At 38.2% G+C, this 13,679-nt stretch carries 17 protein-coding genes; 10 read left to right on the forward strand and 7 right to left on the reverse strand.

Annotated elements, in window-relative coordinates:
* Positions 1–3: 3 nt before the first annotated feature.
* The gene (locus tag ACNF42_RS01165; RefSeq protein ID WP_443337987.1) at positions 4–1,779 is read right to left on the reverse strand and encodes a ribosome biogenesis/translation initiation ATPase RLI; all 1,776 of its coding nucleotides are present in this window, start codon (positions 1,777–1,779) and stop codon (positions 4–6) included.
* Positions 1,780–1,788: 9 nt separating this feature from the next.
* Positions 1,789–2,214, reverse strand: coding sequence for a DUF6015 family protein (locus ACNF42_RS01170; protein ID WP_443337989.1), 426 nt, complete (start codon positions 2,212–2,214; stop codon positions 1,789–1,791).
* Between the two features lie 85 nt (positions 2,215–2,299).
* On the opposite strand from ACNF42_RS01170, the gene folP reads away from it, so the two are divergent.
* Positions 2,300–3,319 (forward strand): dihydropteroate synthase, encoded by a 1,020-nt coding sequence (gene folP / locus ACNF42_RS01175; RefSeq protein WP_443337992.1) that lies wholly within the window; start codon positions 2,300–2,302, stop codon positions 3,317–3,319.
* Here folP and ACNF42_RS01180 read toward each other — a convergent pair.
* Entirely contained in the window at positions 3,279–3,713 is a 435-nt protein-coding gene (locus ACNF42_RS01180; protein ID WP_443337995.1) for a Fur family transcriptional regulator, read from the reverse strand. The two genes, folP and ACNF42_RS01180, sit on opposite strands and share 41 nt — an antisense overlap.
* Positions 3,714–3,772: 59 nt before the next feature.
* Here ACNF42_RS01180 and hisS point away from each other — a divergent pair, with 59 nt between their 5' ends.
* The 5 genes from hisS to rpsB all read left to right on the forward strand — a co-directional run bounded on the left by hisS (position 3,773) and on the right by rpsB (position 7,275).
* Positions 3,773–5,044 carry a histidine--tRNA ligase gene (hisS, locus tag ACNF42_RS01185; RefSeq protein ID WP_443337998.1) on the forward strand — a complete coding sequence of 424 codons (1,272 nt, stop codon included), beginning with the start codon at positions 3,773–3,775 and terminating at the stop codon, positions 5,042–5,044.
* A gap of 65 nt (positions 5,045–5,109) precedes the next feature.
* Positions 5,110–5,343, forward strand: coding sequence for an Lrp/AsnC family transcriptional regulator (locus ACNF42_RS01190; protein WP_443338000.1), 234 nt, complete (start codon positions 5,110–5,112; stop codon positions 5,341–5,343).
* Between the two features lie 5 nt (positions 5,344–5,348).
* Entirely contained in the window at positions 5,349–5,669 is a 321-nt protein-coding gene (locus tag ACNF42_RS01195; RefSeq protein ID WP_443338003.1) for an LptF/LptG permease family protein, read from the forward strand.
* A gap of 18 nt (positions 5,670–5,687) precedes the next feature.
* Positions 5,688–6,605, forward strand: a complete 918-nt coding sequence (gene guaA, locus ACNF42_RS01200; RefSeq protein WP_443338005.1) for a glutamine-hydrolyzing GMP synthase — start codon at positions 5,688–5,690, stop codon at positions 6,603–6,605.
* 70 nt (positions 6,606–6,675) lie between these two features.
* A complete protein-coding gene (rpsB, locus tag ACNF42_RS01205) occupies positions 6,676–7,275 on the forward strand; it encodes a 30S ribosomal protein S2 (protein WP_443338007.1) in 600 nt (199 codons plus the stop codon).
* On the opposite strand, the gene ACNF42_RS01210 is transcribed toward rpsB, so the two are convergent.
* Together ACNF42_RS01210 and ACNF42_RS01215 are read right to left on the reverse strand one after the other, a co-directional pair.
* On the reverse strand, positions 7,266–8,225 hold the full coding sequence (locus ACNF42_RS01210; protein ID WP_443338009.1) for a hypothetical protein: 960 nt from the start codon (positions 8,223–8,225) through the stop codon (positions 7,266–7,268). The genes rpsB and ACNF42_RS01210 overlap by 10 nt on opposite strands.
* Positions 8,212–8,730 (reverse strand): GTPase domain-containing protein, encoded by a 519-nt coding sequence (locus ACNF42_RS01215; protein WP_443338011.1) that lies wholly within the window; start codon positions 8,728–8,730, stop codon positions 8,212–8,214. The genes ACNF42_RS01210 and ACNF42_RS01215 overlap by 14 nt, the downstream gene beginning before the upstream one ends.
* A gap of 179 nt (positions 8,731–8,909) precedes the next feature.
* On the opposite strand from ACNF42_RS01215, the gene ACNF42_RS01220 reads away from it, so the two are divergent.
* Positions 8,910–10,115, forward strand: coding sequence for an aminotransferase-like domain-containing protein (locus ACNF42_RS01220; protein ID WP_443338013.1), 1,206 nt, complete (start codon positions 8,910–8,912; stop codon positions 10,113–10,115).
* Entirely contained in the window at positions 10,102–11,025 is a 924-nt protein-coding gene (locus ACNF42_RS01225; RefSeq protein ID WP_443338016.1) for a phosphopantetheine adenylyltransferase, read from the forward strand. The genes ACNF42_RS01220 and ACNF42_RS01225 overlap by 14 nt, the downstream gene beginning before the upstream one ends.
* Here ACNF42_RS01225 and ACNF42_RS01230 read toward each other — a convergent pair.
* A complete protein-coding gene (locus tag ACNF42_RS01230) occupies positions 11,022–11,324 on the reverse strand; it encodes a hypothetical protein (protein ID WP_443338019.1) in 303 nt (100 codons plus the stop codon). The genes ACNF42_RS01225 and ACNF42_RS01230 overlap by 4 nt on opposite strands.
* Positions 11,325–11,535: 211 nt before the next feature.
* Between ACNF42_RS01230 and ACNF42_RS01235 the strand changes: the two genes are divergently transcribed.
* Entirely contained in the window at positions 11,536–11,832 is a 297-nt protein-coding gene (locus ACNF42_RS01235; RefSeq protein WP_443338021.1) for a metal-sulfur cluster assembly factor, read from the forward strand.
* A 119-nt stretch (positions 11,833–11,951) separates the two neighbouring features.
* Entirely contained in the window at positions 11,952–12,506 is a 555-nt protein-coding gene (locus ACNF42_RS01240) for a TATA-box-binding protein (protein ID WP_443338023.1), read from the forward strand.
* Positions 12,507–12,518: 12 nt separating this feature from the next.
* On the opposite strand, the gene truD is transcribed toward ACNF42_RS01240, so the two are convergent.
* Positions 12,519–13,673 carry a tRNA pseudouridine(13) synthase TruD gene (gene truD, locus ACNF42_RS01245; RefSeq protein ID WP_443338025.1) on the reverse strand — a complete coding sequence of 385 codons (1,155 nt, stop codon included), beginning with the start codon at positions 13,671–13,673 and terminating at the stop codon, positions 12,519–12,521.
* Between the last annotated feature and the right edge of the window lie 6 nt (positions 13,674–13,679).

The following is a 13,679-nucleotide window of genomic DNA, read 5'->3' on the forward strand; positions in this document are numbered from 1 at the left end:
CACCTAATCTGAGTAATAATATTCCCCTTTGTTTATCTGTTCCCTATCCATGCTACTTCCAGGTTTATTTATCCTTGGTCGGCCTGTGTTATGATCCCGTCTGAATGTAACTCCAGCCTCTTTTAAGAAGAGATTCATTCCCTCACGCATTGTCATAGGACCATATGCAGTCCCCTCCCTTCCAGGCTGTCCAAGAAATACCATTAGAAAATCAGAAATTATGTCTATGAAATATATGTCGTGATCAACTATCATAGCTGTTTTCTTCCGGTTCTCCATGGTTCTCCTTATTACCTTACCAACCTCCATTCTTGTGGAACTGTCCAGATTAGCGGAGGGCTCATCGAGAAGATAAAGATCTGCTTCTGTGGCAAGTGTAATTGCAATTGAAAGCCTCTGCAATTCACCCCCTGAAAGGCTCTGCACGTCCTTCTCCATTAAGGGATCGATATCAAGTGGCCTAAATATCTCGTTCTTAACAAATATATCACTCATATTTTCTTTGATTGACCTGTATAGTAGATCCTCACAAGTACCTTCAAACTCCGTTGAGATGTATTGCGGCTTGTATGCTATTTTTACCTTTGGCTCAACATAACCATCGTCAGACTCCATTGCCCCCGCGAGTATTTTGGTAAATGAGGATTTTCCAAGTGCATTTCTTCCAAGAACTCCTGTTACAGAGCCTATTTCGAGGTTTCCCTTTGGAGCCTTAAGTGTAAAGTCGCCCAGTTTCTTGGAAATATTTGACCACTCCACCAGATTGGGAGTTACAGTTCTTCTGCTTGCCCCCTTTTGTTCAAATTTAATCTTCTCCTTTCTTATTCTGACATTTTCTTCTTTGAGGTAGCCCTCAAGGAACTGATTTATTGCCTTATTTGGAGATTTCTGCTGAACTATAACACCATATACACCAGGGAAACCATAGACAAGATGTATCTGATCGGAAATCCAATCAAGTATTGCAAGATCGTGTTCCACAACAAAAACCGTCTTTCCCCTGTCTGCATTTTCCCTCAAGATTCTGGCAACTCTGAGTCTCTCCGATATATCCAAATATGAGGACACTTCATCAATCAGGAGGATATCTCCATCCTTAAGTAGAGCCACGGCCACAGCCAGCTTCTGCAGTTCTCCGCCTGATGCACTCTTGACGTCCTTGTCAAGAGAGTTTTCCATTGCAAGGTCGTTTATAACCGCATCCATATTTCCGTTTTGATCTGACTTTACAAGTAGGTCCCTTATTTTTCCCTTCGCAATTCTCGGAATCTGATCGACAAATTGACTTTTTAGAACAACTTTTTTTCTTCCGTCATAAACGTCTCTGAAATAATCCCCAAGGATACTGTTGGAATATTTCTCAATTACAAGGTCTCTCCTTGATTCTTCATTAAACCTTCCGAAATTTGGTACAGTTATTCCACTTAATATATTCATGGTTGTGGTTTTACCCATCCCATTGGGACCCAATATTGCTGTTATACCCTTTGCCGGAACTGGAATGGAATAGAGCCTAAATCCATTTTCGCTGTATTGATGCACTATGTCCTTGTTAAGTTCATCTGGAACAGTTACTATCTTGATAGCCCCAAATGGGCATCTGTTAACACAAATTCCGCATCCAATGCATAAATTTTCAGTAATGAGAGGATAAATGTCCTCCCCTTGATTGAACTCTATTGTTGGAGTTCCTGAACGGACAGGTGGACAATAGGCCTGGCACTCATGATTGCACTTTTTAGGATGGCACTTTTCCTTGTCTAGAACTGCAATATGCATGTAATCAACTCAGTTTAAGGTCCAATATTCATCTGGTATTTCTTCGTAGACTGAAAAATCCTGTTCTTCTCCCATATCCATATAATTGGATTGCATCTGGGCCAGAGATATAATTTTTGAGATATTCAATATCCAATAATGAATCCTCCACTCCCTTCCATCGAAAAGTGTTGTCTCCTCTCGCTCTGTCCTCAATACACCTATGTCTTCCATTGTGTAAAAAGCGTCTCTATCCTCTGGCTCCAGCATATTGTCTATAACCCTATCACTATAACCAAAGAAATTAATAAGATGCTCAGCAGCTGCCATTGATTCTTCATAGACCATCTTTTTGTTTTGTAAACTTAAACCCTTGCTTATTGCTTGCGACAGCTCGTCAATCTTTGTATAATTTCTGACCCGTTTATCCCTAATATCATTATTATCGTCTGACATATATACACTCTATGATCGGCAGATATAACATATTACAACTGACCTATTAACGTTATTGATTTATATACTCATCACATCACAATTCATGGATTCAGACGTGTCTTTTTTTTATCCTGCATATATGAATGACGCCGGATATTATGTCATTAATACTTACTATAAAATCAAGGAAAAAACTGATAAATCAATTTCAATAGACAACCAGATTTACCAAGTTAAAAGAGAAATTCTGAATAAGAGAGATATGGAAGAACTCCTTAATTCAATGGGTCTCGGCAGATATGCTTCCTTTATGAGCACTGGTATCAGAAATCAACTCTTGATTGACCGCATTAAAAAAGCCAAAATAATGGGAATATTAAATTTGACACCAGATTCATTCTATAGTGGATCCAGGTTTATGGATAAAAGCCCGGATCAAATCATTGATTCTGGGGCAGATATTATAGATGTGGGTGGAGAGAGCACCAGGCCTGGATCAATTGAAATAGATCCTGAAATTGAAATAAAGAGGCTCATAACTCAACTGCCCGAAATAAGAAACAAATTTAAGGGAATGATTTCACTTGACTCAAGGCACCATGAAGTTATTCGTGCGGTCTTGCCCTACATTGATGTGGTCAATGACGTTTCAGGTCTAAAGGATGAAAGGATCCCGGAAATCGCAGTAGAGAATAAACTTAAATATGTTCTTATGCACCTAAAGGGTGACGTAAACAGGATGACAGAAAATGAAAGCTATGACGACCTTCCAGGGGAAATTGCCAAGTTTTTCATTGAAAAATTAAGAAAACTGGAGGAGATAGGAATGAAACCTGACGACATTATAATAGATCCTGGCCTTGGTTTTTCGAAAAATGCTCATCATGATTATTTCTTGATAAAAAACATCAACGTGTTTTCCTTTGGATTCCCAAGATTGATTGGCCATTCCAGAAAGCGATTTACAGGCTACTTGACTGGGTCTAAAATCGAGGATAGGTTGCCGGAAACCCTCGCAATAAGCCTCTATCTCGAATCAAAGGGAATTGAAATTTTGAGGGTGCATGACGTCAGTGAAAATATTAGATTTCTTGAAGAATACCGTTTTCTTTCTCAGACTTGAGACATTCCTCACATATGCCCTTAACAAGAAGCACTGATGATATAACCTTCCCCTTTACCTCAGCCTCTATGTTCCTGATATCTCCGTGAATCTCAGAATCGGTTATTTTTCCACATGATTGACAATAAAAGTTGATGTGAGGCTCCACACGTCCCTCATACATTGCCCTTCCGTTTACCTCAAAGGAATTGATAAGGCCTCTCTCTGTAAATACCTTGAGTATATTGTAAACAGTAGCTGCTGGAATATTTGGGTTTTCCTTTTTCACATACTCATGTATATTCTCTGCAGAAAAATGTTCTCCATCCCTCTGCTTAATATATTCGAGTATCTTTACCCTCTGTGGTGTCACTTTAAGACCGTGACTTTTGATTTGTTCTTCTGTTATTCCCATTCTAATCAAATCATTTAATCCTTATTAAGTATTTTTAACTATCACCTTAAGGATAAGCTATGATTGAACGACTCAAAGGTTTCCGTGATTTCTATCCAGAGGAAATGGAAATAAGAGAACACATGTTTAATATAATGCGAGAAAAGGCAAAAATTTTCGGATTCAGACCTATTGATTACCCAAGTCTTGAACTTCTGGAAATGTTCAGAATAAAATCAGGTGATGAGATTCTTTCCCAGACATACAGTTTCAAAGACAGGGGAAATCGTGATGTTACATTAATTCCAGAGGCAACACCCTCAACGGTGAGGATGCTTGTTTCCAGAAAGGATCTTCCGAAACCGGTAAGGTGGTACAATATACCAAAATTATGGAGATATGAAGAGCCTCAATCCGGGAGAACCAGAGAACATATGCAGATGAATGCAGACATTTTTGGGGACGATTCTGCGGTTGCTGATGCGGATATAATAGGTCTTGCATGCACCATACTTGATTCCCTCGGACTTAGGGGTCACTATGAGGTAAGAATTAATGAGAGAAAACTGATGGAAAAGATACTAATAATGTCTGGTTCTAAAAATATAATTTCAGATATGGGCATAATTGATAGATTTCACAAGGCCGAGAAGGATGAAATTATCCACAGGTTAGACAAAAACGGAATGGGGAGAGATAATGCCGAGCACATTTATAGCTTCCTGGGAAGAAAATACGATGTAAATGAGATTGAGAACGGCATTGGAGAATTTTTTGATTTGTCAGAAATAAGTAACTTTATAAATAGAATTAAGGAAACTGGTAATATTCTTCAGGATAACGGTTTTCAAAACATTACTTTCAATCCTTCCACAGTAAGAGGCTTAGCATACTACACCGGTATAGTATTTGAGGGCTTTGACGTTAAGGGAAAATTCAGATCAATCTTTGGAGGTGGAAGATACGATAATTTAAGTGCACTATTTTCAGGAAATGAAATACCGGCAGTAGGATTCGGCATGGGGGATGCAGTACTGGAAAATCTGATGAGAGAATTAGATCTTTGGAAACTGGAAAATAAAAAGAAAAGATATTACATCGTTGGAATAGGTAATGAGGGATACAAGGAATCCATAAGGCTCAGTTTCAATATGCGAAAAAATGGAATTCAATGCGTTATACACAACGGAGGGAAAAATCTTTCAAATGCCCTAAAAACTGCATCCAACCTTGATTTTACCCATGTTATAATAATCGGAAATAAGGAGATTGAAGAGAAAAGTTGTACCCTCAGGGACTTAAAGACCGGAGAACAGACCATGGTTAAAATTGAAGAAATTTCGCAAATATGAATAAAACAGTTCATAATCAGTTGAAAAATTTATTAATCAATTGACATTTAGAGTGCGGTGATATTATGTCAATAGCGTTCGTTTTAGTGAGCACCGTTCCTGGTAAGGAACAGGAAGTATACAATAAAATATCCAAGATAAACTACGTGGTAGAGATACATCCCCTATTTGGAGAGTATGATCTCATAGTCAAAATAGACGCCCAGGACTTTAGTGAACTTGGGAAAGTTGTCATCGAACAGATAAGAAAAATCGATGGTGTTATAGACACGAAAACACTTGCTGGCATAAAGTTGTGATGCAAATGAGTAACATTATACCTTGGTATCCTACGTGGAATCTGGATATTTTCTTTCTTACAATAATTGGTATAGTAGCCCTAGCTCTCTTTGTTCTTGGAATATTAACGGCCTATTTTGGAAAATCCAAGACAAGAGCAGTCGGAGGTGGAATGATCGTTGGAGGACTGATTATAGGCTTCATAACATACTATCTTTCTGATTATGTGTTTAAACTGAGTCTGGTAAATGAAGTCATTCTTGGTGCCCTGTTTTATCTGATTGCGGCCATTATAGGTCTTGTAATAGGATTGCTTATATTTCTTGCAGCAATAATGAAAACCTGAAGTGTAATGGCATCTCAGATGATGGATGATGTTCTAAGGAACATCAAGGAAAATTTAAAGGGAAAGGGCATACTGGCCTGCTCCGGTGGGACTGATAGTTCTGTACTTGCTGCCGTAAGTGCAATGGTTGCAGGCGAAGATGTAAAAACTATATTTATCGATACTGGCCTTTTGAGAATAGGTGAAAAGGAAAGGGTTGAGAAACTTTTTTCAGATTTTCACATAAATGGTGAAATAGTTGATGCCTCTAAAAGGTTCATTCAAAATCTTGCAGGCGTAACAGACCCCGAAAGGAAGAGAAAAATTATTGGAGAAACATTTGTAAGGGAGTTTGAGGAGATCGCCAAAAAAAGCGGTGCCCAGTACTTACTGCAGGGAACCATTGCTCCAGATTGGATTGAAAGTGGCGGAAAGAATAGGGATTCCATTAAAAGCCACCATAATGTTGGAGGTCTCCCCGAAAATATGAATTTGAAGCTGATTGAACCCCTTAGGGACCTTTACAAGGATGAGGTTAGACAGCTTAGTAAGGAGATAGGCCTCGACGAGTATCTGCAGCCATTTCCAGGACCTGGTCTGGCAGTGAGAATAGTAGGGGAAGTTACTGAAGAAAGACTGGATAGGCTGAGAAGAGCCACAAAGATAGTTGAGGAAACAGTGGAAAGCAAATATTCTAAGGAAGACAGACCGTGGCAGTATTTTGCCATTTATGTTCCTGTAAAGACCACTGGAGTCCACGGAGACAAAAGATCCTATGGAGATACAATAGCCATTAGAGCTGTCAATTCACTGGATGCAATGACGGCAACATTCTCCAGAATAGATTGGGATGTTATTGAAGAAATGTCCGTAAGAATAAGCAACGAAATCGAAGGCGTCAACAGGGTGGTATATGATGTTACCCACAAACCTCCCGGGACGATTGAATGGGAGTAAGAAGTGAAATTAATATATATTTAAAAAGAATGAGCATAGACCTTAGGAGTAAAAAAAGAGATGAAATAAAATGGCGAATGAACTACTAATTGCAGAGGAGGAATATCAGAAATCTGGTGTTCATATCGGTACTCAAGTAAAAACCCATGATATGGTCAAATACATATTTAAAATCAGAAATGACGGACTGTATCTCCTGGATATAAACGCAACCGATTCAATGCTCAGAACAGCAGGAAGAATGCTGGCTAGAGTACCACCAGAGCAAATTCTTGTTGTAGCACAGAGGCAGTACGCATTTAGACCGGTTACAAAGTTTTCTGAAGTAATTGGATCAAAGGCGATTGTTGGAAGATTCATACCCGGGACCTTGACGAATCATCAGTTGCCAACCTTCACTGAGACAAAAGCCATAGTGGTAACAGATCCCCTGGCAGATACACAGGTCATGAAAGAGGCAAAAAATGTCGGTGTACCCATAATTGCACTCTGTGATGCCAATAATAAAACGGATTTTGTCGATCTTATAATTCCGAGCAACAATAAAGGAAGAAGATCGCTCGCACTGGTATACTGGATACTTGCAAGGGAGATCCTTAAGAACAGAGGCCAGATACAAAATTATGAAGATTTCAAGTATACCATAGAGGACTTTGAATCTCAGATATGATTTGATGAGTTAAATTCCCCTATATTTTTTATTCTTTTGATTTCAACGTAAATTGGTTCCTTATCTATTATTGACGAGAAAACCATCCTTTTTCTAACGGCTGCTGCAACTCTTACTGCCCTGCTAATTTCATACCATTCCATCATATTTTCAGTTATATGTATCAAATATTCAGAGTGATCTTCCAGGCTTTCTTCGTAAGCCCTAAATGTGCATCCGTACTTGAAACCAGTTTTAACAATCATTCCCCTCTTAATTAGATCTCCGTATATCTGAGTAACAGGATCGTTCCTGACTCTATTTGTGAGAATTGAAAATTCCTGTTCGGAGAGAAATGTTACATCCCCCAAGGCATCACCCATCCATGACGGGAGCTTATCCTTCTTTCCCAGTCCCCTATTTCCAATGCCCATAACATAATCATCCTTGTTTTCCTGAACTATCCATAGATCCATGGAATTTTTACCTTGCAGATTGGCAGCATGAACAGTGTAATATGTTATATCGCCATCGTCATCCACAGAAGCAACATTGGCTCCGGCCATTTCTTTCAACCATTGGAATGAAATTCTTTCGTTTTCCCTTACTGGTACCACTTTCCTCCGGACAGATTGTTTTTCATTTTTGCGAACCACGTTGAAATAATCAGATTCAATAGCAATTTTTGTCCCTTCATCCTTTAGTTCAAGGTAAACCTTAAGTTTATGGATATCATTTTCTTGGATTAATGCCGAGATTACTGAAATTTCATCTTTGAGCATTCCGTTGAGGGGCTTTATTCTATTTCGGAGGTAAAGGTAAATGGCTTCGTATGGCTTAAGAAAAAGCGTCTTTTTATCTACCCTTCCGACCGAATATTTATTGTGCAGGTATAATGGACTTTTCCCATTGCTTATATGAAATACAGTTTTTTCGCATATGGCAATTGACTGAATGTTAGAATTTTCCATTTTTCCTGTCCAGAAGCTTAGTGGCTATATCTTCTGTCATCTTCTTTACTGTTTCTGGCATCCTTGCAGATACCATATAGACAGGAACCTTATAGGTTTTTGAAATTGGATCAAGATCCTCCTGCCACGTAACTGCTTCATATTTTCTATCAATTTTAGTGGCTGCGATTACCATTAGAGGCTTCCTTTCAAGAATTGAAATAAATTTAATGAATTTCTGTATTTCTCGCTCATTAAGCTCTCTGGTCACATCTGTCACTATTATTATTGCACTAGACCCTGACATGATTTTCTCATTTTCAATAAAGCCATCGATCTCCTGTATTATGAATTCGCTTTCAACAGGTTTCCCATCATAGGTTATATTAATTTTCTTCCTCAATAGACCCCTGTTGCCAATTCCCCCATTATCACTATCGTAAACAATTCTGGAAATCAAAGAACTTTTGCCGGATCCAGAGGTACCCACTACACTTACCTTCCATATAAACCGGCTAGAAATCATGCCTCACGATTTTTTACTCAATTATAATAGTTTTCCTTTCGGCAAAAAATGTAAGACAATTTTACCTAATCTTCAATAAAATAAGATTCCATTATGATTACTTAAGATTCGATACACCATGTATGTTAAGACCTATATAATGATGCATATGTTTATTTTTAAACTGTAATTTATGGGTTATGAAATTTAATTTTTCAGAATGTGTAATGGGGATGAAACCATCTGAAATAAGAGAACTTAATAAGATGGCTTCGACCCCTGGTCTGATATCCCTTGGTGGAGGAATGCCAAGTCCTGAGACTTTCCCGAAGCATGATCTGGAGGAAATAATGGATTATGTTATGGAAAATTATGCAGATCTGGCACTTCAATACGGTAACACGCTCGGGAACGATGGAGCAAGGGAAGTTATTGCAGATATGCTTAGGAAAACAGAGGGTATCCAGACAAATTCGAAAAATATCATAATAAATTCAGGTTCTCAACAGGGGCTATATGAACTGGGAGTTGTATTGGCGAATCCAGGAGATACTGTAATAACTGAGGAACCTACATATGTTGGAGCAGTGTCCGCCTTCTCGGCCAACAGACTGAGAATGGAAGGAATGGAGATGGATCATCATGGTATGATCGTAGATGGCCTTGAAACAAAAATCAGAAAACTTATGGCTGATGGAAGAAAACCAAGGTTCATTTATGTTATACCAACGTTCCAGAATCCTACAGGCTACACCATGCCAGAGGAGAGAAGGAAGGTATTGATCGAGATATCAGAAACGTACAACATACCACTGATTGAAGACAATCCATATGGTCAATTGAGATATTACGGAAAGCCAGTGAGCTCAATAAGATCCATGAAAAATGGTGAAAACACGATATATCTTGGTACATTTTCCAAGGTAATGACGCCCGGACTTCGTCTTGGATATACTGTTGCACCTGATGATGTCATGGAAAAGTTTAATCTCATAAAGCAGGCTCTTGATCTTGCAACAAATTCGTTCTCACAATATGTTGCACTGGAGTATGTTAAGAGAGGTGTGATATATAAGCAGATTGAAGAGAACAAAAAGATATACAAGGTTAAAAGAGACAGGATGATTAATGCACTTAAAGAAAATATGGATGGCCTTGCCAAATGGTCTGAGCCGGAGGGTGGAATGTTCGTATGGGCAACGTTAAATGGGGATATTGACACAAAAATGATGAGAGAACACGCAATTAAAAATGGGGTCGCATATGTGAGTGGCCAGGCATTTACCACCAATAATACCCAAAAAAGCAGTATGAGACTAAATTTCACATTCGGTACCCTTGAGCAGATCGAGGAGGGTATTAAAAGAATAAGAAAAACGGTGGATAGTTACCGTGAAAAACAGTAAAATCACAATTGTGGCGGGATCATTTGGATACCTTCATAAAGGCCACAAATCTCTTTTGAGGACTGCAATGCAAACAAAAAACCACGTAATAATAGGTTTGACCTCAGATGCATATGCTTCCAAAACAAAACATTACAATTTTCCAAAATTTGAAGAAAGAAAAAACAGAATAGAGGAATTTCTCTCCAAGCTTGGAGAAGATTATGAGATAAGGGAACTGAGTGATAACACAGGCGATTCTGCCATAAATCCCGATTACGAAATAATTGTGGTATCAAGAGAGACCGAAAAAAATGCAAAAATAATCAATAAAAAGAGGATTGAAAATGGACTGAATGAGATGAAGATCATCCCGGTTGATCTTGAAATAGGTGAAGATTTTTTCCCCATCAGTTCGAGAAGAATAGAAAGGGGAGAAATAGATCAGGATGGAAAAAGACTGGAACCCATTAGAGTTGCTGTATGTACCAATATGGGAATCCACAAAGAATTGATAGAAATGGCTTTGACAGGGATATTTGGAAAGAACCTAAGTATAACAGGTTTCCTCATAAATCAAGATTCAGAACAGAGACCTGAGAACGCTATTCTGGACAATGATTTTTCAGTATGCCTCAGTTATGAAATAAAATATGATTATAATTCCTCTTTACATTTTTTTAATATTAAATGCACCATACTTGACAGATATGGAAGCACAACTTCCGGTTATGGCCCGTCCATAATGCTTAGCGATGAAATGTATCATACATATTTAATGGAAAATCAAAATGGCCTTGATCATATTCTGGAATGTCTCGGCTCTGATCTTATGGGTGAATTCATAAGTGAGAGCGTAAAGATGACAATGGAACCAAGAAAAAAACCATGGAAATATGATCTCATGGATTATTTCAAAAATCAGGATTAGGATTTCTTTCTGAAAAGTTCTATAATCACCGCAATGAGCCAGAAAAATAGTACCATAAAGGAAAAAACAAATGCTAAAATCATCAGAGTGCCGAGGTATATATCTCCTGACTGAGTATTATTCATTCCCGGGAAGAGACCGAAGATGGCAGTATGTATTCTCATGAGGTTGCCCGGAATTAGACCATATTTGCCTAAAATTCCCATGAAACCACCGATTATGGACATTCTATTCCTATTAAGATTATCCTTTCTTCGGGATACAAATGAAATTAACCCGCTACAACAGACTTTATTCATCTTTGAACCTTCTATTTGAGTTATGTATCTCCAAAGGTCTCCTTTAATTTTTCTCCTCCCCTGTCAAATCATGATTCCAATGAATAAATATTTAGCTGATGAAAAGCATAAAGCTCAGTAAAAATTATACAATTTAATTAAGTAATGAATCTAGAGGAGTTTTGAATAACAATAGACATATAAACCTGTTTGAAATGTTAAAATGATAATTATGGTTACAAAGGAGGAGATTCTCGAAGAATTAAAGGTTGTTGAGGATCCTGAAATAGGAATGGACGTAGTGAATTTGGGACTCATATATGATGTGCAAATCGATGGGGATAAAGTATATATAAAGATGACAATGACAGCACCCACATGTCCTGTAACCCCATGGATACTATCTGAGGTACAGAAAATAGTTGAAAACATGGCAGGAGTTGAAATGGCAGACGTGGAGCTTGTTTGGGAACCCCCATGGAAGCCGGAAATGATGTCCGACGAAGCTCGAGAAGCTCTTAATATGTGATACTGGGAGTTTTTCAATACCTAAATGGCGGAAACAAAAATATATATATTTCTTTTTAAGTAAACTCTCTTAGAAGTGTAGTATTTATATATACTTTAAATATAAGAGTTTAGGTTTTTATGAGCGAGAGAGAAAAAATCAACATCGAAAACATAGTGGCCTCGACTTCCCTTGCCGAGCACCTTGATCTTAGCAAAATTGCACTTGCACTGGAAGGTTCAGAATATGAACCAGAACAGTTTCCTGGGTTAATATACAGACTTCATGAGCCCAAGACCGCAGTTCTTATATTCAGAAGCGGGAAAGTTAACTGTACAGGGGCAAAAAATTTAGCGAACGTGAGGTTGACTATACAAACTATTATTGGAAAGCTAAAAAAAGCTGGAATAGAAGTGTATGACGATCCGGATATTGTTGTTCAGAATATTGTTGCAGTTTATGATCTTGAATCAGATCTTAATCTCACTCAGATAGCAATGTCCCTTGGCCTTGAAAATGTAGAGTATGAGCCGGAACAGTTTCCTGGTCTCGTATACAGAGTGGAAGAGCCAAAGGTGGTCCTGCTTCTTTTCGGCTCCGGAAAAGTGGTATGCACAGGAGCAAAGGAAGAAAGCGAGATTGAACAGGCAGTAATAAAAGTGAAGAAAGAACTTCAAAAGGTCGGACTTATCTAGATCCGATCAAATTTACTGAAATATCTGATCTAAAAGTGTGGTTGCATATATCCCTTTTCCAAGGGAGAACTTAAGCACCTTTGGTTCTGAGATTTTGAAATCTACTGGGAGGAAACGAATGCCCCTGTAATTTCCTGTTGAACTCATTTCTGGTTTTTCCTTGATTTTGAAGGAATCAAATGTAATTCCATCCTCATCCATAATCTTTTCCAGTATTTCGCCAGGAACTCCTTTCTGTCCTTTAGTCTCAGTGCCGATCAATGGTGCCAGTACGCTTACCTTCCCCTCTTTGGAGAGATTTTGTATTCTCTCAATATTGAAAGAATCCACTTCAATCAAATGATTTTCATCTATGTTCCAGTAAGAATTGACAGGAGATACAAAGTCTCCCAAAACTACCTCTGATGGATTTCCGATCAATTTTCTCCTCTCCATGAGAATTCGGTTAAAAAGGTGGGATTGATATGCGTGTACAAACATTATTTTAAGGCTTCTGGGAAGTACGTCAATTGCCTCTCCATAGGATCTTCCAGATAGGATCTCGTGCATCATAGCCCTTTCAAACTGCAAATGCTCAGGAAACTCTTTTATTGCTCTCTGAAAGTCCCAGCTTTCGTTCAGATCCAATCTGTAAAGTTCCCTGTCAATTTGAGGATCTACAAGATATTCCTTCACTGCAGCCTCAAAACCATTCTTAATCAGTTTCTCTCCCACTATGTGAGTGTTATATCTTATGCTACCAAATCTTTGTATACCAAAAACATTCCAAAAACCACCATTATCCACAATTTTCTGATAACGATCAATTATATTCCTATCGTCAAAATCCGTTTCAACCCTAATAATAAATGTATTGCCAGTCAGATCACCAAGATTTAGCATCCTGTTGCTCCTGAAACGTTCCACGACTTCACAATCCCTTATATTTATTCTATCAGGTATTCTCTCTGCATTTATGCAGAAGTATTGAGTCGTAACTGCTCGCTTATCCTTTGTTCCGGCATAGGTGATGCGCTTTCTGCTGATTCCAATATACCTTGCCAGTTCAGTTATGAAGTGATTTGTCTCCCAGTTTGTGAGTCTTATCCTTAAAATTGTATATTTTCCATTTGGTTCAGGCTTTGCGTATTCGGAAATTTCTGAAACCTGAAAATCGCCAGGTTCCATTTTAAT

Origin of the sequence: Cuniculiplasma thermophilum, assembly GCF_052315355.1 — an archaeon.
Taxonomy (GTDB): Archaea; Thermoplasmatota; Thermoplasmata; order Thermoplasmatales; family Thermoplasmataceae; genus Cuniculiplasma.